This is a genomic window from Kitasatospora kazusensis (assembly GCF_039529945.1).
In the GTDB taxonomy this organism is placed as follows: domain Bacteria; phylum Actinomycetota; class Actinomycetes; order Streptomycetales; family Streptomycetaceae; genus Kitasatospora; species Kitasatospora kazusensis.
In genome coordinates, this window is sequence record NZ_BAAANT010000001.1 from 319,853 (window position 1) to 342,444 (window position 22,592).

At 74.5% G+C, this 22,592-nt stretch carries 19 protein-coding genes; 12 read left to right on the forward strand and 7 right to left on the reverse strand.

Features of this window, described 5'->3' with window-relative positions; all coding sequences use genetic code 11:
• Positions 1 to 98: 98 nt before the first annotated feature.
• Positions 99 to 1,679 (reverse strand): DUF5691 domain-containing protein, encoded by a 1,581-nt coding sequence (locus ABD330_RS01565; protein ID WP_344459838.1) that lies wholly within the window; start codon positions 1,677 to 1,679, stop codon positions 99 to 101.
• A gap of 29 nt (positions 1,680 to 1,708) precedes the next feature.
• Positions 1,709 to 3,040, reverse strand: a complete 1,332-nt coding sequence (locus tag ABD330_RS01570; protein WP_344459839.1) for an SWIM zinc finger family protein — start codon at positions 3,038 to 3,040, stop codon at positions 1,709 to 1,711.
• A 247-nt stretch (positions 3,041 to 3,287) separates the two neighbouring features.
• Here ABD330_RS01570 and ABD330_RS01575 point away from each other — a divergent pair, with 247 nt between their 5' ends.
• The 5 genes from ABD330_RS01575 to sucD all read left to right on the forward strand — a co-directional run bounded on the left by ABD330_RS01575 (position 3,288) and on the right by sucD (position 10,507).
• Positions 3,288 to 4,400: an ATP-binding protein gene (locus ABD330_RS01575; protein ID WP_344459841.1), complete on the forward strand. Its 1,113-nt coding sequence runs from the start codon at positions 3,288 to 3,290 to the stop codon at positions 4,398 to 4,400.
• Between the two features lie 29 nt (positions 4,401 to 4,429).
• The gene (locus ABD330_RS01580) at positions 4,430 to 6,850 is read left to right on the forward strand and encodes a DUF5682 family protein (RefSeq protein WP_344459842.1); all 2,421 of its coding nucleotides are present in this window, start codon (positions 4,430 to 4,432) and stop codon (positions 6,848 to 6,850) included.
• Between the two features lie 86 nt (positions 6,851 to 6,936).
• Entirely contained in the window at positions 6,937 to 8,067 is a 1,131-nt protein-coding gene (locus ABD330_RS01585; protein ID WP_344460031.1) for a VWA domain-containing protein, read from the forward strand.
• Between the two features lie 359 nt (positions 8,068 to 8,426).
• Entirely contained in the window at positions 8,427 to 9,602 is a 1,176-nt protein-coding gene (sucC, locus tag ABD330_RS01590; RefSeq protein ID WP_344459844.1) for an ADP-forming succinate--CoA ligase subunit beta, read from the forward strand.
• Positions 9,603 to 9,619: 17 nt separating this feature from the next.
• Entirely contained in the window at positions 9,620 to 10,507 is an 888-nt protein-coding gene (gene sucD / locus ABD330_RS01595; protein WP_344459845.1) for a succinate--CoA ligase subunit alpha, read from the forward strand.
• Positions 10,508 to 10,606: 99 nt separating this feature from the next.
• Here sucD and ABD330_RS01600 read toward each other — a convergent pair whose 3' ends face one another.
• On the reverse strand, positions 10,607 to 11,764 hold the full coding sequence (locus tag ABD330_RS01600) for a sigma factor-like helix-turn-helix DNA-binding protein (protein ID WP_344459846.1): 1,158 nt from the start codon (positions 11,762 to 11,764) through the stop codon (positions 10,607 to 10,609).
• Positions 11,765 to 11,881: 117 nt separating this feature from the next.
• Between ABD330_RS01600 and ABD330_RS01605 the strand changes: the two genes are divergently transcribed.
• Positions 11,882 to 13,255 (forward strand): cell division protein PerM, encoded by a 1,374-nt coding sequence (locus ABD330_RS01605; RefSeq protein ID WP_344459848.1) that lies wholly within the window; start codon positions 11,882 to 11,884, stop codon positions 13,253 to 13,255.
• Positions 13,256 to 13,282: 27 nt separating this feature from the next.
• Here ABD330_RS01605 and ABD330_RS01610 read toward each other — a convergent pair whose 3' ends face one another.
• Positions 13,283 to 13,915 carry a hypothetical protein gene (locus ABD330_RS01610; RefSeq protein WP_344459849.1) on the reverse strand — a complete coding sequence of 211 codons (633 nt, stop codon included), beginning with the start codon at positions 13,913 to 13,915 and terminating at the stop codon, positions 13,283 to 13,285.
• 489 nt (positions 13,916 to 14,404) lie between these two features.
• On the opposite strand from ABD330_RS01610, the gene purN reads away from it, so the two are divergent.
• The gene (purN, locus tag ABD330_RS01615) at positions 14,405 to 15,007 is read left to right on the forward strand and encodes a phosphoribosylglycinamide formyltransferase (RefSeq protein WP_344460032.1); all 603 of its coding nucleotides are present in this window, start codon (positions 14,405 to 14,407) and stop codon (positions 15,005 to 15,007) included.
• On the forward strand, positions 15,004 to 16,587 hold the full coding sequence (gene purH, locus ABD330_RS01620; protein ID WP_344459851.1) for a bifunctional phosphoribosylaminoimidazolecarboxamide formyltransferase/IMP cyclohydrolase: 1,584 nt from the start codon (positions 15,004 to 15,006) through the stop codon (positions 16,585 to 16,587). The genes purN and purH overlap by 4 nt, the downstream gene beginning before the upstream one ends.
• A gap of 80 nt (positions 16,588 to 16,667) precedes the next feature.
• Here purH and ABD330_RS01625 read toward each other — a convergent pair whose 3' ends face one another.
• From ABD330_RS01625 to ABD330_RS01635, 3 genes are all read right to left on the reverse strand, one after another.
• A complete protein-coding gene (locus tag ABD330_RS01625; protein ID WP_344459853.1) occupies positions 16,668 to 17,348 on the reverse strand; it encodes an RDD family protein in 681 nt (226 codons plus the stop codon).
• Positions 17,349 to 17,529: 181 nt separating this feature from the next.
• On the reverse strand, positions 17,530 to 17,955 hold the full coding sequence (locus ABD330_RS01630; RefSeq protein WP_344459855.1) for a DUF2752 domain-containing protein: 426 nt from the start codon (positions 17,953 to 17,955) through the stop codon (positions 17,530 to 17,532).
• Positions 17,952 to 18,365: a hypothetical protein gene (locus ABD330_RS01635; RefSeq protein ID WP_344459856.1), complete on the reverse strand. Its 414-nt coding sequence runs from the start codon at positions 18,363 to 18,365 to the stop codon at positions 17,952 to 17,954. Before ABD330_RS01635 ends, ABD330_RS01630 begins: the two co-directional genes overlap by 4 nt.
• Before the next feature lie 238 nt (positions 18,366 to 18,603).
• Between ABD330_RS01635 and ABD330_RS01640 the strand changes: the two genes are divergently transcribed.
• From ABD330_RS01640 to ABD330_RS01655, 4 genes are all read left to right on the forward strand, one after another.
• The gene (locus tag ABD330_RS01640; RefSeq protein WP_344459858.1) at positions 18,604 to 19,461 is read left to right on the forward strand and encodes a bifunctional methylenetetrahydrofolate dehydrogenase/methenyltetrahydrofolate cyclohydrolase; all 858 of its coding nucleotides are present in this window, start codon (positions 18,604 to 18,606) and stop codon (positions 19,459 to 19,461) included.
• A 17-nt stretch (positions 19,462 to 19,478) separates the two neighbouring features.
• On the forward strand, positions 19,479 to 19,877 hold the full coding sequence (locus ABD330_RS01645; protein WP_344459860.1) for a DUF3017 domain-containing protein: 399 nt from the start codon (positions 19,479 to 19,481) through the stop codon (positions 19,875 to 19,877).
• Between the two features lie 251 nt (positions 19,878 to 20,128).
• On the forward strand, positions 20,129 to 21,118 hold the full coding sequence (locus ABD330_RS01650; protein WP_344459861.1) for a malate dehydrogenase: 990 nt from the start codon (positions 20,129 to 20,131) through the stop codon (positions 21,116 to 21,118).
• 138 nt (positions 21,119 to 21,256) lie between these two features.
• Positions 21,257 to 22,570, forward strand: coding sequence for a hemolysin family protein (locus tag ABD330_RS01655; RefSeq protein ID WP_344459863.1), 1,314 nt, complete (start codon positions 21,257 to 21,259; stop codon positions 22,568 to 22,570).
• The last annotated feature ends 22 nt before the right edge of the window (positions 22,571 to 22,592 follow it).

The window sequence follows — 22,592 nt, forward strand, 5'->3', positions numbered from 1 at the left end:
GCGTGGGGGTACCTCCCGGCCGAAGGCTGGGGGAGAACTGCGCGAAACCGGAAGCAACGTCGCCGCACGTTCGGCCGCGCGCAGCCCCCTCGCGCCCTTCAGGGCTGCTGGAGCGCCAGCTCAGCGAGCATCGCGCCGCGGAACCGCAGTGTCCCGGCGAGGCGGGTGAAGGTCTCCGCCCAGGCGCTGTCGGGAGTGGTGGCGGCGGCCAGGGCCTCCACCGCCGGGGCGGTGTCGGGGGCCAGGGCCCGTTCCGTCATGCCGAGGACCCCGCTGTGGCTCCACGGGTACGCGCCGGAGCGGGCGGCCCGGTCGAGGGCCGACACCACGGCGGTGCTCAGCGGTGGTGTCCAGGGCGTGGCGCAGGCGCCGAGCGACTGGAAGGCCTCGCCGAGCCCGTGCGCCTCGATGTAGGAGGCCGTCCAGGCGGCCCGCTCGGCCGGCGGCAGGACGGAGAGCAGCTTGGCGGGCGCGCCCGCCGTCCGGTCCGGCCGGCCGGGGCGCGGGGCCGGGCCGAGCAGTGCGCGGGCCCAGTCGGCGTCCTGCTGCCGGACGGCGGCCCGGGCCCAGCCCTCGCGCAGGTCGTCGCCCCAGCCCGCCCCGCCGTTCGGTTCGGCGGGATCGCCGTCGCCGACCGGCAGCCGTAGCAGCCGCTCGGGGGTGAGCCCGGTGTCGGCCGTCCACAGCGCCAGGGGCGCGGCGGCGATGATCTCGCCGAACCACCAGGCCCGCTCGCCCCGGCCGGTGGGTGACTTGGGGGGTATGCCGTCGCGCTGCATCGCCGCGTCGCACGCGGCGGGCGGGGTGACCACCAGCCGGGCCCCGTCGAAGCGGACGGCGGCGCGGGCGCGCTCCGCCATCCGGGTGGCCAGCGCCGACCCCGGGAGGGTGGAGAGCAACTCGGCGGCCGTCGCCCGCACGTTCTTGCTGCGGTCGGTGAGCGCCGCCTCCAGGAACGGTTCGTCGGCAGCCGACAGGCCCTCCTGGAGGCTGTCCAGGAAGAGCAGCCGGTCCTCGGCGCGCTCCGTCGTCCAGGTGGAGCGCAGCAGGGCCAGGCCCGCGGCGGGGTCGGTGTAACGGAGCCGGGTGAGGTGGGTGACCCGCTCGGCGAACAGCCCCTCGTGCCAGAGCCGGTCGCCCGGTTCGGCGGCGGCGCTCTCCGCGACCGTCCGGCCGACGAACCGCCAGTCCGGGTTCAGGGCGGCCAGCCAGTGGCCCAGCGGGCCGGCCAGTGACACCACGTCGCCGCGCAGCTCGCTACGGGCCCGGGCGGCGTCCAGCAGCGGGGGGACGAGCGGCGCGGGCAGCCGGTAGCCGCGCAGACGGGCGGTGGCGAGCCACTGCGGCAGCAGCTCGCCGAGGTTGGCCGTCGGCCCTGCCGCGCCGCGCCCGCCGACCAGCACGCCGAGCCGCCGGGCGGCGGCCTCGGGCAGCTCCGGCCGGGGGTCGGGCCCGGCGGGGGCGGGGAGCTCGACCGCCTCGCCGGCCGGGGCCCCGGCGCGCCGCCGGACGGTCTCCAGCGCGGCCAGCTCCAGCAGGGCGGTGGCGGGGTCGGTGCGGTCGACGGCCCCGGCGGCGTCGACCAGCGCGGGGCTGCCGCCCGGGGGCGGCAGCGGGCGCCGGTCGGTGCCGAGCAGGGCAGCCGTCCGCAGTTCCTCCCAGGTGTCGGTGATCGGCATGGGCGGGCCTCCTTCGGTGCGGTGGGTGTTCACTGGGCGATGCCGGTCGGGCGGCCGTCCCGGCCCCAGGCGGTGACGGGGGCGAAGCCCGCGTACCCGTACTCGCCGAAGAGCGTCACCGGGTGGCCCGCCGAGACGGCGGCCAGCCGCCACAGGGCGGCCTCCGGGACGCTGCCGCGCCGGACGGGGAGGCTGTGCCGGCCGTCCGTCAGCTGCCAGCCGTCGGGGCCGAGCACCGGCACCACGCCGGTCAGCACCGTCGGCCAGGACTCCAGCCAGGGGTCGTCCGCGACGGCCGCGCCGTACCCGGCGACCGCCTCCTCGGGGGTGAGCCCGGCGGGCTGCCCGGCCGGGCCCGGCTCGGGTGCGCCGTACCGGGTGCCGAGGGCGGCCCGGAGCGGGCGGGCGCCGGGGTGGAAGGCGAGTTCGGCCTCCAGCAGCCGGCCGGTGGGCAGGGCCAGGTCCGGTGCCTGTCCCGTCCGGCCGAAGGCGAGCAGCAGGGCCGGGCGGCCGGTCTTGGCGCCGCGCAGCCAGATCCGCCGGGTGGTCAGCTGGTGCTCCTCGGTGGCCCCTTCGGGTGCCACGGTGCGGCTGCCCAGCACCAGCCAGCGGTCCCGCACGGTCGGGCCGGCCAGCAGTTCGGCGGTGTCCGTGGTGAAGCCGACCCTGGTCCGGACGGTCGCCGCGAGCGGCTCGGGCAGTTCGCCGATCCGGCCGTAGGCGCCGGCCAGCAGGTGGAGCAGGGCGTATTCGGCCAGCCGGTCGTCCGCCGGGACGCTGTCCAGCTCCCGTACCCGCGAAGCCAGCCCGGGTGCCTGGGCGTCGACCATCCGGGCCGCCACCTCCTCCCAGCCGCCCGCGGCCGGGGCCTGGTCGGCCAGGCCGTGCCGTACCCGGTCGGCCAGCCGGAGCCGCAGCTCCTGCGCGCCCGCGGCGACCCGGGCCGAGCGCTTCTCCGCCCGGCGCCGTGCGGCGGCCGGGTCGGCGACGACCCCCTCGGCCCGGGCCGCCCGGCGCTGCTCGTCCTGCCGGCGGGCCTTGAGCCAGTCGGCGACCCAGCCGGGCGGCTCGGCGCCGTCGGCGACCGCCTGCGGGCCGCCGCTCCACAGCAGGAGCAGGCCCAGCGCGTGCTTGCAGGGGAACTTCCGGCTGGGGCAGCTGCACTTGTACGCGGGCGTCGCCAACTCGACGACCGTCCGGTACGGCGTGCTCCCGCTGCCCTTGCACAGCCCCCACAGCGCGCCCTGCCCGCAGCCCGCCTCCGACCAGGGCGCGGGCCCGGACAGCTTGCCGGCCGCCTTGTACGACGCCTGGTCGGGTGCGAGGGACAGGATGTGTTCGGTGCTCCAGCGATCCTCCATGCCGACGACGCTAGGCGGGGCCACTGACATCGACCGCCCCGCGAACGGCAGCCGTCTGACGCCGGGTCACCGGGGCCGGCGGCGTTGTCAGTGGGGTGGTGCAGGGTGGTTCCCGCAGGCCGGAACGGCAGTACGAACCGGGCCTGTCGCCATTGGTAGGACGTCCGAGCCGATGCTCCCCCTTGATCCCCAGCCGCCCGCAGCCCTGCCACAGGCATGCCCGGCGGCCGACCTGAAGGAGCCCCTGATGACCACTCGAACGAGTGAAATCCCCGCCAAGGCGGAGGTCCTCCGCGAGCACGCCGAGAACGCCTTCGCGGCCGAGCTGGCGGCGCTCGCCGCGCAGGACGACCGGCCGCGCCCCGAGCGCTGGCGGCTCTCGCCGTGGGCGGTGGCGACCTACCTGCTGGGCGGCGAACTGCCCGACGGCACGGTGGTCACGCCCAAGTACATCGGCCCGCGCCGGATCGTCGAGGTCGCCGTCAGCACGCTGGCCACCGACCGCGCGCTGCTGCTGCTCGGGGTGCCCGGCACCGCGAAGACCTGGGTGTCCGAGCACCTCGCCGCCGCCGTCAGCGGTGACTCCACGCTGCTCGTCCAGGGCACCGCCGGTACGCCGGAGGAGGCCGTCCGGTACGGGTGGAACTACGCCCAGCTGCTCGCCCACGGCCCCAGCCGGGCGGCCCTGGTGCCCTCGCCGGTGATGCGGGCGATGGCCGACGGCAAGATCGCCCGGGTCGAGGAGCTGACCCGGATCCCGGCCGACGTCCAGGACGGCCTGATCACCGTCCTCTCCGAGAAGACCCTGCCGATCCCCGAGCTGGGCGACGAGACGCAGGCCGTGCGCGGCTTCAACCTGATAGCCACCGCCAACGACCGCGACCGGGGCGTCAACGAGCTCTCCAGCGCGCTGCGCCGCCGGTTCAACACCGTCGTCCTGCCGCTGCCCGGCTCGCTGGACGAGGAGGTCGACATCGTCACCCGCCGGGTCAACCAGCTCGGCCGCTCGCTCGACCTGCCCGAACTGCCGGGCGGCGCCGAGGAGATCCGCCGGGTCGTGACGGTCTTCCGAGAGCTGCGCGACGGCCTCACCACCGACGGCCGCACCAAGGTCAAGACGCCCAGCGGCACGCTGTCGACGGCCGAGGCCATCTCGGTGATCACCAACGGCCTGGCGCTGGCCACCCACTTCGGCGACGGCATGCTGCGCGCGGCGGACGTCACCACCGGCATCGCCGGAGCCGTCCTGCGGGACCCGGTCGCCGACCAGGTGGTCTGGCGCGAGTACGTCGAGGGCGTGGTCCGCGAGCGGGACGGCTGGAAGGACTTCTACCGCGCCGCCCGCGAGAACTCCCGCTGATACCAGGACAGTCGAGAGGGGAGAACGCCATGAGCGCAGACACCGCCGCAGACACGGCGGCCGGCACCGGCACCGGCACCGCCGAGGGTACGGGCGCGGGCCCGAGCACCGGGCCGACCCTGCTGGGCGTCCGGCACCACGGGCCCGGCTCGGCCCGCGCGGTGGCCGCCGCGCTGGCGCGGCTGCGGCCGGACGTGGTGCTGATCGAGGGCCCGCCGGAGGCCGACGGCATCGTCGCGCTGGCCGGGGAGAAGGACATGGTCCCGCCCGTCGCGCTGCTCGCGCACGCCGTGGACGACCCGGCGAAGGCCGCGTTCTGGCCGTTCGCCGCCTTCTCGCCGGAGTGGGTGGCGATCCGGTACGCGGTCGAGCGGGACATCCCCGTACGGTTCGTCGACCTGCCGGCGGCCCAGAGCCTGGCCCTGGCCGAGGCCCCCGACGAGGACGGCGCCGAGGCCTCCGACGGGGACGGCGGGCCGCGCCCGCCGTCCGACCCGATCGGCGCGCTCGCCGCGGCGGCCGGGCACGACGACGCCGAGCGCTGGTGGGAGGACGTGGTCGAGCACCGCGCCCCGGGCGCGGACGCCCTCGCGCCGTTCGCGGCCGTCGCCGAGGCGATGGCCGCGCTGCGCGAGCAGGGCGGCAACAGCCACCGGGACGAGCTGCGCGAGGCGTACATGCGCCAGCAGATCCGGGCCGCCCGCCGGGCCGGGTACGGCCGGATCGCCGTGGTCTGCGGCGCCTGGCACGTCCCGGCGCTGGCGGCCATGCCGACGGTCGCGCACGACCGCGCGCTGCTCGCCGGGCTGCCCAAGAAGGTGAAGACGGAGATCACCTGGGTGCCCTGGACGCACCGCCGGCTCTCCCAGCACACGGGGTACGGCGCCGGCATCGACTCGCCCGGCTGGTACCACCACCTCTTCACCAGCACCGACGAGGAGCCGCTGGCCCGCTGGCTGACCCGGGCGGCCGAGTTGCTCCGCGCCGAGGACCACCCGGTCTCCTCCGCGCACGTCATCGAGGCCGTCCGGCTGGCCGGCACTCTCGCGGCCGTCCGGGGGCGTCCGCTCGCCGGGCTGACCGAGACGCTGGACGCCGTCCGGTCCGTCCTGTGCGACGGCTCCGACCTCACCCTCGCCCTGGTGCACGACCGGCTGGTGGTCGGCGACGCCCTCGGCGAGGTCCCCGAGTCGGCGCCGGTCGTGCCGCTGCAACGCGACCTCGCCCGGCTCCAGCGCAGCCTGCGGCTCAGACCGGAGGCGCACGAGCGCGAGCTCGAACTCGACCTCCGCAAGGAGCTGGACACCGCCCGCTCCCTGCTGCTGCACCGGCTCAGGCTGCTCGGCATCGCCTGGGGCACCCCGAGCCGGTCCGCCGTCAACTCCACCGGCACCTTCCGGGAGAGCTGGCGCCTGCGCTGGGACCCGGAGTTCGCCGTCCGGATCGTCGAGGCCGCCCAGTGGGGCACCACGGTCGAGGACGCGGCCACCGGCAAGGCCGTCGAGACCGCCCTGACCACCCGTGAACTGCCGGAGCTGACCGGGCTCGCCGAGCGCTGCCTGCTCGCCGGGCTGCCCGGCGCGCTGCCGCCGGTGATGCGGGTGCTGGCCGACCGCGCGGCCCTGGACACTGACGTCGCCCAGCTGGCCGGTGCGCTGCCCGCCCTGGTCCGCGCACTGCGCTACGGCGACGTCCGCGGCACCGACGCCGGGGCGCTGGACGGCGTGGCGCGCGGGCTGGCCGAGCGGATCTGCGTCGGCCTGCCGCCGGCCTGCACCGGGCTGGACGCCGACGGCGCCACCGCCATGCGCGCGCACCTGGACGCCGTGCACGCCGCGGTCGCCCTGCTGGAGCACGGCCCCGGGACCCTGGAGAGCCCGGAGAGCCCGGAGAGCCCGGAGCCGCTCGCCGACCGCTGGGCGGGCACCCTGCGCGCACTGGCCCGCCGCGAGCCCTCGGCGGGCCCGGCCACCGGAGTCCCCGGCCTGCTGCGCGGCCGGGCCGTCCGGCTGCTGCTGGACGACGGCCGGCTCGACTCCGGGGAGGCCGGCCGCCGGATGGGCCTGGTGCTCTCGACGGCCAACGCCCCGGCGGACGCGGCCGGCTGGGTGGAGGGCTTCCTCTCCGGTGGCGGCGCCCTGCTGCTGCACGACCCCCGCCTGCTCGGGCTGCTGGACGAGTGGCTCACCGGCGTGTCCGGTGACGCCTTCACCGATGTGCTGCCCCTGCTGCGCCGGACGTTCTCCGAGCTGGAGGCGGGCGTCCGGCGGACGGTCGGCGAGCGCGTCGCGGGCGGCCCGCTCGGCGTGGTCACCGCCCCTGTCACCGCGACCGCGCTCGACCCGGTCCGGGCGGACGCCGTGCTGCCCGTGCTCACCCTGCTGCTCGGCCTGCCGGCCCCGACGACCGGCCGCATCCCCCGCCAGCCCGACCGAAGGAGTGCCCCGTGACCGCCCCCCGGCTCCAGGCCGCATCCGGCACCAGCACCGCACCCGGTACCCACCCCGCATCCGGCACCGACCCCGCCGCCGAGCGGCTGCGCCGTTGGCGGCTGGTGCTCGGCGGTGAGGCGGACGGCACCGGCTGCCGGCTCACCGGCCGGGACGCTGCGATGGACGGCGCGCTCGCCGCCCTCTACCGGGGCGCCGGCGGGGATGCGGGGGGCCGGCCGCAGTCCCGCAGTGCGGGCCTCGGCGGTTCGGCGCCGCAGGTGGCCCGCTGGCTGGGCGACATCCGGGAGTACTTCCCGACCACCGTCGTCCAGCTGATGCAGCAGGACGCCATCTCCCGGCTCGGGCTGGACCGGCTGCTGCTGGAGCCGGAGATGCTGGAGGCCGTCGAGCCGGACGTCCACCTGGTCGGCACGCTGCTCTCGCTCAAGCACGCGCTGCCCGAGACCACCCGGGAGACCGCCCGCGCGGTGGTCGGCAAGGTGGTGGCCGAGCTGGAGCGCCGCCTCGCCGACCGCACCCGGGCCACCGTCGGCGGCGCGCTCGACCGCAGCGCCAAGGTCGACAGGCCGCGCCACCGCGACATCGACTGGGACCGCACCATCCGGGCCAACCTCAGGAACTACCTGCCTGAGCACGGCACGGTCGTCCCCGAGCGCCTGATCGGCTACGCCCGGGCGCAGAGCGCGGTGAAGAAGGACGTCATCCTCTGCATCGACCAGTCCGGCTCGATGGCCCCCTCCGTCGTCCATTCGGCGGTGTTCGGGGCGGTGCTCGCCTCGATGAAGACCCTGGACACCCGGCTGGTGGTCTTCGACACCTCGGTGGTCGACCTCACCGAGCAGCTGAGCGACCCGGTCGACGTGCTGTTCGCGACCCGGCTCGGCGGCGGCACGGACATCAACCGGGCCCTGGCGTACTGCCAGTCGAGAATCACCCGGCCGGCCGAGACCGTCGTGGTGCTGATCAGCGACCTCTACGAGGGCGGCATCAGGGACGAGATGCTCAAGCGGGTGGCGGCGATGAAGGCGGCCGGCGTGCAGTTCATCGCCCTGCTCGCGCTCTCCGACGAGGGCGCCCCGGCCTACGACCACGCCCACGCGGCGGCCCTCGCGGCGCTCGGCGCGCCCGCCTTCGCCTGCACGCCGGACGCCTTCCCCGACATCATGGCCGCCGCCATCGAGAAGCGGCCGCTCCCGGTGCCGGACGGGCGGTGACTCCGGGCAGGCGGCGACTGCGGGCGGGTGGCGACTCACCCGTACGCGCGAATCACCCGGCCCGGCCCCGTCAGGACCCGGTGACCCGGGCGGCCGGGCGTACGACCCACTCGGGTGCGCCCGTTGTGACGGTTCTCACCAAAGCGGACCGGGCTCCGGGCGAAACACGCCCGCCCGGCGGGGATAACCTGCCAGACGGACGTGACGCGCGTGTTGATTGACGTGTGCGCCCGTGGCTGTGTGGGCCGCAAGGCCACAAACTCTGCGTACCCGCACCGCCTCGACGACCCGCAGCGAAGATCCTGCCGTGGCACGCTCGTAGAGACACAATCCGCGACCACGAACAAGGACGAACACACGTGGACCTGTTCGAGTACCAGGCGAGGGACATCTTCGCCAAGCACGGTGTGCCCGTGCTTGACGGTGATGTCATCGAGACCCCCGAAGCCGCTCGCGCCATCGCCGAGCGTTTCGGCGGACGCGCCGTCGTCAAGGCTCAGGTGAAGGTCGGTGGCCGTGGCAAGGCCGGCGGCGTCAAGCTCGCCGCCGACCCGGCCGACGCGGTTGCCAAGGCCGAGGCGATCCTCGGTATGGACATCAAGGGCCACACCGTTCACAAGGTGATGCTGGCCCAGACCGCGGACATCAAGGACGAGTACTACGTCTCGTTCCTGCTGGACCGCACCAACCGCACCTTCCTGGCGATGGCCAGCGTCGAGGGCGGCGTGGAGATCGAGGTCGTCGCCGAGGAGAACCCCGACGCGCTCGCCAAGATCCCGGTCGACGCCAACGAGGGCTGCACCCCGGAGAAGGCCCGTGAGATCGTCGCGGCCGCGAAGTTCCCGGCCGAGGTCGCCGACCAGGTGGCCGACGTCCTCGTCGGCCTGTGGAAGGTCTTCATCGAGGAGGACGCGCTCCTCGTCGAGGTCAACCCGCTGATCAAGTCCGGCGACGGCAAGATCATCGCGCTCGACGGCAAGGTCTCCCTGGACGAGAACGCCGAGTTCCGTCAGCCCCACCACGAGGAGCTGGTCGACCACGCGGCGGCCAACCCCCTCGAGGCGGCGGCGAAGGCCAAGGGCCTGAACTACGTCAAGCTCGACGGCGAGGTCGGCATCATCGGCAACGGCGCGGGTCTCGTCATGAGCACCCTCGACGTGGTCGCGTACGCCGGTGAGGCGCACGGCAACGTGAAGCCCGCCAACTTCCTCGACATCGGCGGCGGCGCGTCCGCCGAGGTGATGGCGAACGGCCTGGAGATCATCCTGGGCGACCCCGACGTCAAGTCGGTCTTCGTCAACGTCTTCGGCGGCATCACCGCGTGCGACGCGGTCGCCAACGGCATCGTGCAGGCGCTCGCGCTGCTCGAGGAGAAGGGCGAGGCCGTCACCAAGCCCCTCGTCGTCCGCCTCGACGGCAACAACGCCGAGCTGGGTCGCAAGATCCTGACCGACGCCAACCACCCGCTCGTCGAGCAGGTGGACACCATGGACGGCGCCGCTGAGCGTGCCGCCGAGCTGGCCGCGGCCAAGTAAGGAAGGGGACTAACACCATGGCTATCTTCCTTACCAAGGACAGCAAGGTCATCGTCCAGGGCATGACCGGCTCCGAGGGCATGAAGCACACCCGTCGGATGCTCGCCTCGGGCACCCAGATCGTCGGTGGCGTCAACCCGCGCAAGGCCGGCACCACGGTCGACGTCGACGGTACCGAGGTTCCCGTCTTCGGCTCCGTCGCCGAGGCCATGAAGGAGACCGGTGCCGATGTCACCGTCATCTTCGTGCCGCCGAAGTTCACCAAGGACGCCGTCGTCGAGGCGATCGACGCGGAGATCGGCCTCGCGGTCGTCATCACCGAGGGTGTCCCGGTCCACGACTCGGCCGCCTTCTGGGCGTACGCCGGTGCCAAGGGCAGCAAGACCCGGATCATCGGCCCGAACTGCCCCGGCCTGATCTCCCCCGGACAGTCCAACGCGGGCATCATCCCGGCGGACATCACCACCGCGGGCCCGATCGGTCTGGTGTCGAAGTCCGGCACGCTGACCTACCAGCTCATGTACGAGCTGCGTGACCTCGGCTTCTCCTCGGCCGTGGGCATCGGCGGCGACCCGGTCATCGGCACCACGCACATCGACGCCCTCGCGGCGTTCGAGGCGGACCCGGAGACCAAGATCATCGTCATGATCGGCGAGATCGGCGGCGACGCCGAGGAGCGTGCGGCGGCCTACATCGCCGAGCACGTCACCAAGCCGGTCGTCGGCTACGTCGCGGGCTTCACCGCCCCCGAGGGCAAGACCATGGGCCACGCCGGCGCCATCGTCTCCGGCTCCTCGGGCACCGCGCAGGCGAAGAAGGAGGCCCTTGAGGCCGCCGGTGTCAAGGTCGGCAAGACGCCGTCCGAGACCGCCCGCCTCGCCCGCGTGCTCTTCGAGGCTCTCTGAGCCTCGTAGTTCGTCGGTCAGCAGCGCCGCTTCCCTTCCGGGAGGCGGCGCTGCTGCGTTCCCGTCCGCACTTGCTCAGCCACGCGCCCCTGGCTCCGCTTACGGGTTGCACCAAAGGCTGCGCAGGCCCGGAGAGCCGCCCGGCGCAGCCGGCCCCGCGCTGCCGGTGCCGACCGCCGAGCACAGGGGCAGTGCCGGGCTCGGCGGACGGAAGTACCCTGCGGGTCCGTTGCCCGCGAGGGTGCCCACCACGGCCGCGCCCATCGCCAGTGTCAGCAGGCCCGCGGCCCCGGTGACCAGCCCGGGGCGGAGCCGTCCGGTCACCCGTACCAGCCCGGGCCGGGGGTCCCGGGGTGCGGGGCAGGCCGCCACCGCGGCGCGGTGCAGCAGCGCGCTGAGGCCTTCGCCGAAGCCGGGTGCCTGTGGGTCGGGGCCGACCAGGTCGGGTACCGAGCGGGCCAGAGCCGCCCGGGCCGCCCGTACCCGGCCTTCGGCCGCCGCCGTGCTCGACTCCACCTCCACCGCCACCTCGGCGGCCGACAGCCCGAGCCCGTCGTGCAGTACCAGCGCGCGCCGCTGCGGGCGGGGCAGCCGCCGGAGCGCCTTGAGCAGCGCCCGGTCGCGCCGCCGGTCCGTCGGGCCGGTGCCGATCCGTGGGCGCGGCAGCTGCAGGCGGTGGGCGCGCCGTGGACCGCCCGGGCGCCACGGGGACAGCGCCGCCTCGAACGCGTATGCCCGGACCCACGCCTCGGGGTCGGCCAGCGCGGACACCTCACGCCTGCGCCGGGAGGCGGCGGCGAGCGCCCGGCGCACGCAGCGCGTGGCGCGCCGCCGCCCGCCGGTGAGCAGGTAGGTCTGCTGGACGAGCCGGGTGTGGGCGGTCGCGCAGAGCTCCCGGAACACATCGGCCGGAGCCGGAGCCGGAGCCGGAGCCGCTGAAGCAGCCGGAGCAGCCGGAGCCGCCTGAGCGGCAGGAGCCGTAGGGGGAGTGAGCGGGGGAGCGAGCGCCGTCGACGGGAGCAGGTCCGTGGCGGCGACGGCCTGCGCGCGGGTCCGTACGCCGAGCTTGCGCATCGCCCGGTGCAACTGGGTGCGGGCCGTGCCGGGGGTGGTGCCGAGTGCCCGGGCGATCGCGTCGATGTCCTCACCCGCCGCGAAGCGGGCCAGCAGCCGGGCCTCACGGGGGGTCAGCAGCCTGAGCAGCCCGAGCAGCCGGCGGTCGGCGGGCTGCGGGGGCGCCGTCGTGGCGGGGCTCACCGGGCGGACCGCTCGCTGCACTGGGACGGCAATTGGCACATAAACGAATAATCCGGGACACGGCGAAAATTCGCCCCTTCACGGGGCACAACGGGTGATCTTGGGATCATGAGGCCCATGACGCAGCTGATGGGCCGTCCAGTGTTGGGCCTGCCGGGCGAGCTGGGCACCCGCTCGGTCCTCGCCGACGTGCTGACCGGCGTCCGGGCGGCGCTGCTCACCCTGGCCGTGATCGCCGTCCCGGTGCTCGGGCTCTGGGTGCTCACCCCGTACGGCGACGACACCGCCGCCGGGGCCGGGCGGCTGGCCTGCGCGCTCTGGCTGCTCGGCCACGGCGCGCCGCTCACCCGGGGTGGGCCGGCCGTCCCGGTGACGGTGACCCCGCTGCTGTCGACGGTCTTCACCGCCGTCCTGCTGGTCCGCACCGGCGCCCGCCTCGGACGGCGTGACCGGAACCCCTGGCGTGCCGCGCTGGGCGTGGGGGCCGGCTATCTGGCGGTCGCGGCGGTGGCGGTCGCCGAGTGCGGCGCGTCCGGCGCGCTGCGGGCCCGGCCGCTGCTCGACCTGCCGGCGGTCGCCGCGCTGGTGGGGCTCTCGCTCGCCGCGGGCCTGCGGTCGGCCGCCGGTGCGTGGCGTCCGGCGCTGCCCGGGTGGGCCGCGCGGGTGCCGGACTGGGCCGTGCCGGTGGACGGCGGCCCGGCCGTCCGGCGGGCCGCCGCCGCGGGCGGGTTCGGCCTGGTGGCGGCGGGCGGGCTGGTGCTGACGGCCACGCTGCTGTTCGGCGGGGGAGCCGCCGGGCGGTCCGTCCAGGGGCTCGGCCCGGACGTGGCGGGCTTCGCCGGACTGCTGCTCGCCTGCACGCTGCTGCTGCCGAACGCGGTGCTCTGGGCGGCGGCGTACGCGCTCGGTACGGGCTTCGCGGTGGGCACCGGCACGGTTGTCGCGCCGACCGGGGTGCGGCTCGGGGCGGTGCCGGACTTCCCGCTGCTCGCGTTGCTCCCGGAGTCCGGCGGGCCCGGCGGCCCCGGCTGGCGGCTGCTGGCCTGCGGACTGCCGCTGCTCGCGGGCCTGGTGCCCGCCGTGCTGCTCGGCCGCGCGGCGGCGGGCGGACGCGGCGCGGAGGCCGCCCCGCCGTGGCACCCGGCGGCCACCGCGCTCGCCGCGCTCGGCGGTTCGGCGCTGGCGGGCGCGGGTGCGGCGCTCTGCGCCTGGCTGGCCGGTGGCGCGCTGGCCGCCGGCCGGATGTCCGACCTCGGGCCGGCCCCCTGGCCGGCCGGGCTCGCCGCCACCGGCTGGCTGGCGGTGACGGCCGTGCCCGGGGCGCTGCTGGTCCGTTGGTGGCTCACCCGTGGCGCCGCGCCGTCCTGGTGGCAGCGGATCACCGCCTGCACCGTCCGCCGCGCCGCCGCGACCCGTATCGCCCTGCACCGCGTACTGGCCTGGGCCGCCGGCCTCCGCTCCCCGTTCGCGTGGTGGCGCGGCCGCCCCTGACGGGCCGGCGGGTGCGTGAGCCTGCTCCTACTGGCCCGCGCTGGTGTAGACGTCGACCAGGAACTTCGGGCCGAGGTCGCTGCAGCCCTGCTGGGCCTCCGCCGTGGGGGCGTCGTTCACGCAGTTCACGTAGTCGCTGTAGTAGATGTTGATCCCGAGGAAGCCCAGGACGAAGAGCACCGCGACGCCGCCCGTGACCAGCCCGCCGATGGCGGCCGGCGTCTGCGGGCGGACGGGCGGCACGGGCGGCACGGGGGTGGCGCCCTCGGCCTTCCCGCCGGTCTTCCGGGGGGCCCGCAGCGCGCTGATCCCCCAGTGGACGGCGAGCGCCCCGAACAGCAGCGCGACGTACGCGACACCGGTGACCACGCAGAACAGGGCGGCCATGCCCGCGCTCAGCGCGTACCGGGCGCGGCGCTGGACGGGGTCGTTCGGGTCGAACTTCGGCTGCGGTGCCGGCGGCCCAGGGGACCAGCCGCTCTGCTGCCCGGGGCTCCACGGGTGCGGCGGCGGCACCTGCGGGTGCTCACCGCCGGACGGGTCCTCGGGGCCGCCGGCCGGGGGCTGCGGCGGGGTCCGGGGCTGCCAGGGCTGGTCGGGGGCATCCGCGGGCGGCGGTGCGAAGGGGTTGCGCTCGCCGGTGTTGTCGCCGCTGCTCATCGGGTCTGCCGTTCCTTCTGGTCGACGCGGGTCGGTACGGCTCGCGCCGCCTCGCCGGGCACGCCCTCCGGCGTCCCGCGTCCCCCATGATCCCGCAGGTCCGCTCCGGGCCGTGCGCCGCCCTGCCGTCCCGGGGGTGACCGGTGCGCAGCGGCGGCGCCCGCCGACCCCGGACGATCGGCCCCGGGTGAACGGCCGAGGAACGGCCGGGGGAGATCCGCATCTCAACTACGCGCGTAGCGCCCCGAGACGGGTACGGGACGCCTCCGACCAGCCGTTATCGTGGACACGGTCAGCAGCTCACCACGGTTCCCGGGGCCCGCCGTGCGGCGGATCCCCGCGCGTCCCGTCCGCCAGACCTGCCGCCGCCCGCACTGGCCCCACCGACGGTGGACGTACCAGCGGGCGACACGACGTACGGAGATTCGAGCAGTGGCAGCCGCCCCCGCCCAAACCTTTCCGCCCCGCACGCCCGGCCCGGCCCGACTGATGGTCCTGGTCTCCGGCTCCGGCACCAACCTCCAGGCCCTGATCGACGCCGTCGCCGACCCCGCCTACGGCGCGGTGATCGTCGCCGTCGGTGCCGACCGGGACGGGATCGCCGGGCTGGAGCGCGCCGAGCGGGCGGGCCTGCCGAGCTTCGTCCACCGGGTCAAGGACTTCCCCGGCCGCGCCGACTGGGACCACGCGCTCACCGCGGCGGTCCAGGGGTACGAGCCCGACCTGGTGGTGACCGCCGGGTTCATGAAGATCCTGGGCCCCGAGTTCATCGCCGCCTTCGCCGGACGGATCGTCAACACCCACCCCGCCCTGCTGCCCGCCTTCCCCGGCGCACACGGTGTCACCGACGCACTCGCGTACGGGGTGAAGGTCACCGGCTGCACCGTCCACCTGGTCGACGCCGGAGTGGACACCGGGCCGATCATCGCGCAGGGCGTCGTGGAGGTCACCGACGCCGACCACGCCGATGGCGGCGACGCGCTGCACGAGCGCATCAAGACAGTCGAGCGCCAGTTGCTCGTCGAGGTCGTGGGCCGGCTGGCCCGCGAAGGCCACCGCATTGAAGACCGAAAGGTACGGATCCCGGCATGAGCGCCGCCGCCAGCACCACGCCCCCTGTCTCCGAGAACGTCCGCCCGATCCGTCGGGCACTGGTCAGCGTCTATGACAAGACCGGCCTGGAGGAGCTGGCCCAGGGCCTGCACGCCGCCGGTGTCGAGCTGGTCTCCACCGGCTCCACGGCCGGCCGGATCGCCGCCGCCGGCGTCCCGGTGACCGAGGTCTCCGAGCTCACCGGCTTCCCGGAGTGCCTGGACGGGCGCGTGAAGACGCTGCACCCCCGCGTGCACGCCGGCGTGCTCGCCGACCTGCGGCTGGAGTCGCACCGCGCGCAGCTGGCCGAGCTGGGCATCGAGCCCTTCGACCTGGTCGTGGTGAACCTCTACCCGTTCAAGGCCACCGTCGCCTCCGGCGCCACGCCCGACGAGTGCGTCGAGCAGATCGACATCGGCGGCCCGTCGATGGTCCGCGCCGCCGCCAAGAACCACCCCTCGGTCGCCGTCGTGGTCGACCCGGCCCGCTACACGGACGTGCTGAACGCGGTGAAGGAGGGCGGCTTCGACCTGCTGACCCGCAAGCGCCTCGCCGGTGCCGCCTTCGCGCACACCGCCGCGTACGACGTCGCGGTGGCGCAGTGGTTCGAGACCTCCGGCTACACCGAGTCCGAGGCCGCCTTCCCGGCCTTCCTCGGTGCCACCTGGGACCTGTCGAACGTGCTCCGCTACGGCGAGAACCCGCACCAGCAGGCGGCGCTGTACCTGGACGGCACCGGCGGCCTCGCGGGCGCCGAGCAGCTGGCCGGCAAGGAGATGTCCTACAACAACTACATGGACACCGACGCCGCCCGCCGCGCCGCCTACGACCACGACGGCCCGGCCGTCGCGATCATCAAGCACGCCAACCCGTGCGGCATCGCCACCGGCGCGGACGTCGCCGAGGCGCACCGCAAGGCGCACGAGTGCGACCCGGTCTCCGCGTACGGCGGCGTGATCGCCGTCAACCGCCCGGTCACCGTGGAGCTGGCCGAGCAGATCGCCCCGATCTTCACCGAGGTCGTGGTGGCCCCGGCGTACGAGGACGGCGCCGTCGAGGTGCTGACCAAGCGGAAGAACCTGCGCGTGCTGCGCGCCCCCGAGGCGCCCTGCGAGCGGCTGGAGGCCCGCCGGATCAGCGGCGGCCTGCTGCTCCAGGAGGTCGACCGGATCGACGCCGACGGTGACGACCCGTCGGCCTGGACGCTGGCCACCGGCGAGGCGCTGTCCGCCGACGAGCTGGCCGAGCTGTCCTTCGCCTGGCGGGCCTGCCGGGCCGTCAAGTCCAACGCGATCCTGCTGGCCAAGGGCGGTGCCTCGGTCGGCGTCGGCATGGGCCAGGTCAACCGGGTCGACTCGGCGAAGCTCGCGGTCGAGCGGGCCGGCGAGCGGGCCCGGGGCTCGTACGCCGCCTCCGACGCGTTCTTCCCGTTCGCCGACGGCCTGCAGATCCTGCTCGACGGCGGCGTCAAGGCCGTGGTCCAGCCCGGCGGCTCGATCCGTGACGAAGAGGTCATCGCCGCCGCCGCGGCGGCCGGGGTGACGATGTACCTGACCGGGACGCGGCACTTCTTCCACTGAGCCGCAGCCGGCTGACGAACGCCGAGGGCCCGCACTCCGAACGACAGGAGTGCGGGCCCTCGGCGTCAGGGGCGGTCAGGTCACTGGGACTTGACGACCACGGTGCTTATGATCTTGTCCGCGAAGGTCTGCTTCTTGGCGTCCCAGAGCGGCCACAGGAAGCCGAGGCAGCAGACGAAGTAGTCCAGCATGTGGCAGAGCTGGCGGACGAACGCCATGCCCCAGCCGATCGGCTGGCCGGTCGCCTCGCTCAGAACGCGGATGTTGACCGCCTTCTGGCCGAGGCTCTGCCCCTTGGTGCCCTGCATGTAGGTGTAGAGCGCCAGGCCGGCGAGGTTCAGCACACCGCCGATGAGGAAGAAGACGGTGCCGCTGCTGCTGGTCGTGGTCGTGTCCGCGACGCCGGTGGTGTTGACGGTGTTGATGGTCTTGACCGCGCTGGACACCACCTGGACGTAGCCGACGCCGATCAGGATGGTCGGCAGCAGGAAGATGCTGAACTGGTCGATGATCCGGGCGACGACCCGCGAGCCCCAGCCCGCGTAGAACTGCTGGACCTGCGCCTGGTTGCCGTACGGGCCGGGCTGCGGCGGGGCGCCGTAGCCGCCCTGCGGGGCGCCGTAGCCGGGGGCCGGGGGCTGCTGCTGCGGGTAGCCGTAGCCCGGGGCGGGCGGCGGGGTCTGCTGTGGGTAGCCGTAACCGGGCTGCGGCGGCTGCTGCGGCTGGCCGTAGGGGTTGTTCGGGTCGGGCGGGTAGCTCATCTTTGCCTCCAGGCAGGATGGGACATGGTGGGGACGGATACAGGAAGACCCTGGGACGGACGGGCAGTTGAGCTTGCCGACCGGGTGGGAGACTAGCGGACCGGACCGACGGCGCAGGTGCGCACCGGCCGACGGTGTTCGAACGGTCGCAGGAGGTTCAGGCGGAGGTCCGGACGGACCTTCAGGCGGGCAGGAAGCCGTAGCGGTGCAGCTGCCACAGCCAGGAGAGCGTTAACACCACCCCGAGCACGGTGTTCCGGCGGACGGTCGACAGCTGCCACCACCACCGGCCGGGCCCGAGCGGGGCGAGCAGCAGGCCGAGGCCCGCCGCCACCGCGACCGGGTTCGCCGCCAGCGCGGCCCCGAGGTGCCCGTGGCCGGCCTCGATGAACACCGTGGTGCAGCCGCAGGCCGGGCACGGGACACCGGTGAACCGCCGCAGCATGCAGAGCACCCCGGGGTCGTGCGCGTCGTGCAGCCGGGCCACCGCGACGGCCGCCAGCACGCCCGCGCCCACCCGGGCGAACACCCGCAGCACCGCGCCCCGGGGGGTCTGCGCCGAGTCGCGCCAACGGGACGTCAGCGGGCCCACTGCGCCGCCGCTCACCCGTGGGCCGATACGAAGAGGAAGACCACCAGTGCGATGGTGATCAGCACGGCCAGTGTGTTGAGCGCCACGCCGCCGATCGCCGCGTTCCGGCCGACGCCGGTGGCGGCCGAGCGGTTCAGCCCGGCGATGCCGATGCCCAGGCCGACCAGGCCGAGCACGCCGCCGTAGGCGCAGGAGAACAGGATGGCGATGAAGCCGAGCACCACCGAGGCGGTCGCGAACGAGTTCGGCACCTGCACCGGCACCGGCGCGGCGAACGGTTGCTGTGGGTAGCCGTAACCGGGCCCGTAACCGGGCTGTTGCGGGTACGCCTGCTGGGGGTACGCCTGCTGCGGGTACGGCTGTGGCGGGAGCTGGTGACCGCCGCCGTACGGATCGGGCGGCGCTGGCTGGTACGGACTGCTCACTGTGGTTCCCCCGTGGTTCCCCCCGCGCCGCGCCCGACAGCCTGTCACTGGGCGGCGAGCGGCGGCGATTACGCTCGGGCATATCGTCGTCCGGACGGCCGGGCCCTGTCCAGCCACCTTTCCGCGCCGGGCGCAACTGTGGCGCAACCGCAACCCGGGCCGGTCCGGCGGGCCGACGAGCGGGCGGCCGGGGCCGGGGCGCGCGCGGGCACCGGGCCCGATCCAGGAGAATAGGCCCATGACTGCCCAGATTCTCGATGGCAAGGCCACTGCGGCCGCGATCAAATCCGAACTCGCCGTCCGCGTGGCGGCCCTCAGGGAGCGGGGCATCACCCCCGGTCTCGGCACCGTTCTGGTCGGCGACGACCCGGGCAGCCGTTGGTACGTCAACGGCAAGCACAAGGACTGCGCCGAGGTCGGCATCGCCTCCATCCAGCGCGAGCTGCCCGCCACCGCCACCCAGCAGGAGGTGGAGGACGTCGTCCGCGAGCTCAACGCCGACCCGACCTGCACCGGCTACATCGTCCAGCTCCCGCTGCCCAAGGGCCTCGACGCCAACCCCGTCCTGGAACTGATGGACCCGGACAAGGACGCCGACGGCCTGCACCCCACCTCGCTCGGCCGCCTGGCGCTCGGCATCGAGGGCCCGCTGCCCTGCACCCCGTACGGCATCATCGAGCTGCTCCGCCGGCACGACGTGAAGATCGACGGCGCCGACGTGGTCGTGGTCGGCCGTGGTGTGACCGTCGGCCGTTCGATCGGCCTGCTGCTCACCCGCCGCAGCGAGAACGCCACCGTCACGCTCTGCCACACCGGCACCCGTGACCTCTCCGCGCACCTGCGCCGGGCCGACATCATCGTGGCCGCCGCCGGCGTGGGCCACCTGGTCAAGCCGGAGGACGTGAAGCCGGGCGCGGCCGTGCTGGACGTCGGTGTCAGCCGCGACGGCGAGGGCAAGATCGTCGGTGACGTCGACCCGGGCGTGGCCGAGGTCGCCGCCTGGATCTCCCCGAACCCCGGCGGCGTCGGCCCGATGACCCGCGCGATGCTGCTCAACAACATCGTCGAGGCGGCCGAGCGCCGCGCCGCGCAGTAACGATGGCAGCCGTACGCATGACCCGGTCGCGCCGCCGGCCGGTCACCACCACGGGCACGCTGCCGCCGGAGGGCTCGGCGGCGGCGATCGGCCGCGGCCACACCCTGCCGGTGCGGCAGTGGCCGATAACGCTGGTCCTGGCGGTGGCCGGCGTCGGTCTCGTCATCACCAGGTTCGGCGACTTCAAGACCGGTTTGCTCACGGTCGGCGGCTCGCTGGTGCTGGGCGCCGTCCTGCGGCTGGTCCTGCCGGAGGTCGGCCTGCTGGCGGTGCGCAGCCGCTTCACGGACGTCAGCGTGCTGACCGTCCTCGGCGGGGCGATCGTGCTGCTCACCCTGGTCGCGCAGCCCGATCCGTGGATCCACCTGTCGGTGCTCGACAACATCGGGCAGTTCGTCGGGCGCCGGCACCACTGAGACCGGGCGCCGGCGGTGCCACCCAGGGGGGCGTGCCCCCACGCGCCCCTGGGTGTGCCCTGCCTGACGGGCCCACGGGCGGATGCCCACGTGCCCCGGCATGTGACACATCCGCCATGTCCCGAGGCGGTGCCCGGCCCCGGCTTGCGATAGCCTGAGCCGGGTCTCTCGACGTCGAGAGACCGTCCTCGGCTCCGGCTCGTCGAGCGTGCCGGGAGCGTGGCACCTGGCGATCGCTGGAGTAGACAAAAATGACTCGCACCCCTGTCAACGTCACCGTCACCGGCGCGGCCGGCCAGATCGGTTATGCGCTTCTCTTCCGCATCGCCTCGGGCCACCTGCTCGGCGCCGACGTCCCGGTGAACCTGCGCCTCCTGGAGATCCCGCAGGGCCTCAAGGCCGCCGAGGGCACCGCGATGGAGCTCGACGACTGCGCCTTCCCGCTGCTGCGCAACATCACCATCACCGCCGACCCGGCCGAGGGCTTCAACGGCGCCAACGTCGCCCTGCTGGTCGGCGCCCGTCCGCGCACCGCGGGCATGGAGCGCGGTGACCTGCTCGCGGCCAACGGTGGCATCTTCGGCCCGCAGGGCAAGGCCATCAACGACAACGCGGCCGACGACATCAAGGTCCTGGTGGTCGGCAACCCGGCGAACACCAACGCCCTGATCGCCCAGCGCAACGCCCCGGACGTCCCGGCCGAGCGCTTCACCGCGATGACCCGCCTGGACCACAACCGCGCCATCGCGCAGCTGGCCAAGAAGGCCGGCGTCACCGTCAACGACATCAAGAAGCTGACGATCTGGGGCAACCACTCGGCCACCCAGTACCCGGACATCTTCCACGCCGAGGTCGCCGGCAAGAACGCCGCCGAGCTGATCGCCGACCAGAACTGGCTGGAGGGCGACTTCATCCCGACCGTCGCCAAGCGCGGCGCGGCCATCATCGACGCCCGTGGCGCCTCCTCCGCCGCCTCGGCCGCCAACGCCGCCATCGATCACGTGCACACCTGGGTCAACGGCACCGCCGAGGGCGACTGGACCTCCATGGGCATCGTCTCCGACGGTTCCTACGGCGTCCCGGCCGGCATCATCTCCTCCTTCCCGGTCACCACCAAGGACGGCAAGTTCGAGATCGTCCAGGGCCTGGAGATCTCCGACTTCTCCCGCGCCCGGATCGACGCCTCGGTCGCCGAGCTGGTCGAGGAGCGCGACGCGGTGGCCGAGCTCGGCCTGATCTGAGTCCGCTGAACCGGGGCGCGGGGGACCGCGCGAGGCGGAAGGGTGCAGGTTGTCGCCTTCCGATGTCGCGCAGTTCCCCGCGCCCCTGGTGCTTCACCGGCGGAGCGGCCCCCGGCGGCCGCCGTACACTGACCCACCGTGAACGAAACCCTCCGGGACGCCGCGCTGGTCCTCGTCTTCATCCTGCTGGGCGGACTCTTCAACATCGCCGAGATCTCGCTGATCTCACTGCGGGAGGGCCAGATCCGCGCGCTGGAGGCCAAGGGCACCCGGGGCGCCGCGCGGGCCGCGCACCTCGCCGCCGACCCGAACCGCTTCCTGGCGGCCGTCCAGGTCGGCGTCACCTGTATGGGCTTCCTGTCCGCGGCCTTCGGCGCGGACACCCTGGCGGGCAAGCTCTCCCCGGTCTTCGTCCGGCTCGGCCTCTCCTCCGGCGTCTCGGACGCCGTCGCGCTGGTCGGCCTCACCCTCGTCATCAGCTACGTCTCGCTGGTGCTCGGCGAACTCACCCCCAAGCGGATCGGCCTCCAGCGCGCCGACGCCATCGCGGTGCTCGCCGCGCCCGTGGTCGACGTGATGTCCGTGGTGCTGCGCCCGGTGATCTGGCTGCTCGGTCACTCCACCAACCTGATGGTCCGGCTGTTCGGCGGCGACCCCAAGGCGGGCCGGGGCACCATGAGCTCGGAGGAGCTGCGCGGCCTGGTCGCCACCAACACCGAGCTGAGCAGCGACGAACGGGCGCTGATCGCCGACGTCTTCGCGGCCGGCGAGCGCCAGCTCCGCGAGGTGATGGTGCCGCGCACCGAGGTCACCTTCCTGGACGCCGACCAGCTGCTCACCGCCGTCCGCGAGGAGACCAGCACCTCCCCGCACTCCCGCTACCCGGTGGTCGAGGGCTCGTACGACGCGGTGGTCGGCTTCGTGCACGTCCGCGACCTGTACGGTTCGCGCGGCGAGCAGGCCGTCCGGGTCCGCGACCTGGCCCGCCCGGTCAAGCTGCTGCCGTCCACCAAGCGGGTGCTGGAGGCGATGGGCGAGATGCGCCGGGAGGGCCACCACCTCGCGATGATCGTGGACGAGTACGGCGGCACCGCGGGCATCGTCACCCTGGAGGACCTGGTCGAGGAGGTGATCGGCGAGATCCGGGACGAGTACGACGCCCAGGACACCACCGCCACCCGCCGGCTGGCCGGCGGCGGCATGGAGATCGACGGGCTGCTCAACCTCGCCGACTTCACCGAGGAGACCGGCGTCACGCTGCCCGAGGGCCCGTACGAGACGGTCGCCGGGTACGTGGTCAGCGCGCTCGGACGGCTGCCGGAGGCCGGCGACCAGATCGCCACCGAGGACGGCGTGCTGCTCACCGTCGCCCGGTTGGACGGCCGCCGGATCGAACGGATCAGAGTGAGTGCCGTCACACTGGACGATCCTCCGAGCGAAGTCGTTTCCTGACCGGTCGCCGAAGCTGGAACAA

Excerpts from the sequence above, each read along its gene's own strand:
- ABD330_RS01645 (WP_344459860.1), top strand. The coding sequence starts at position 19,479 with ATGACCCGGTCGCGCCGCCGGCCGGTCACCACCACGGGCACGCTGCCG.
- ABD330_RS01575 (WP_344459841.1), top strand. The coding sequence starts at position 3,288 with ATGACCACTCGAACGAGTGAAATCCCCGCCAAGGCGGAGGTCCTCCGC.
- ABD330_RS01570 (WP_344459839.1), bottom strand. The coding sequence starts at position 3,040 with ATGGAGGATCGCTGGAGCACCGAACACATCCTGTCCCTCGCACCCGAC.
- ABD330_RS01605 (WP_344459848.1), top strand. The coding sequence starts at position 11,882 with ATGACGCAGCTGATGGGCCGTCCAGTGTTGGGCCTGCCGGGCGAGCTG.
- purN (WP_344460032.1), top strand. The coding sequence starts at position 14,405 with ATGGTCCTGGTCTCCGGCTCCGGCACCAACCTCCAGGCCCTGATCGAC.
- ABD330_RS01610 (WP_344459849.1), bottom strand. The coding sequence starts at position 13,915 with ATGAGCAGCGGCGACAACACCGGCGAGCGCAACCCCTTCGCACCGCCG.
- purH (WP_344459851.1), top strand. The coding sequence starts at position 15,004 with ATGAGCGCCGCCGCCAGCACCACGCCCCCTGTCTCCGAGAACGTCCGC.
- ABD330_RS01640 (WP_344459858.1), top strand. The coding sequence starts at position 18,604 with ATGACTGCCCAGATTCTCGATGGCAAGGCCACTGCGGCCGCGATCAAA.
- ABD330_RS01580 (WP_344459842.1), top strand. The coding sequence starts at position 4,430 with ATGAGCGCAGACACCGCCGCAGACACGGCGGCCGGCACCGGCACCGGC.
- ABD330_RS01565 (WP_344459838.1), bottom strand. The coding sequence starts at position 1,679 with ATGCCGATCACCGACACCTGGGAGGAACTGCGGACGGCTGCCCTGCTC.
- ABD330_RS01650 (WP_344459861.1), top strand. The coding sequence starts at position 20,129 with ATGACTCGCACCCCTGTCAACGTCACCGTCACCGGCGCGGCCGGCCAG.
- ABD330_RS01625 (WP_344459853.1), bottom strand. The coding sequence starts at position 17,348 with ATGAGCTACCCGCCCGACCCGAACAACCCCTACGGCCAGCCGCAGCAG.
- sucD (WP_344459845.1), top strand. The coding sequence starts at position 9,620 with ATGGCTATCTTCCTTACCAAGGACAGCAAGGTCATCGTCCAGGGCATG.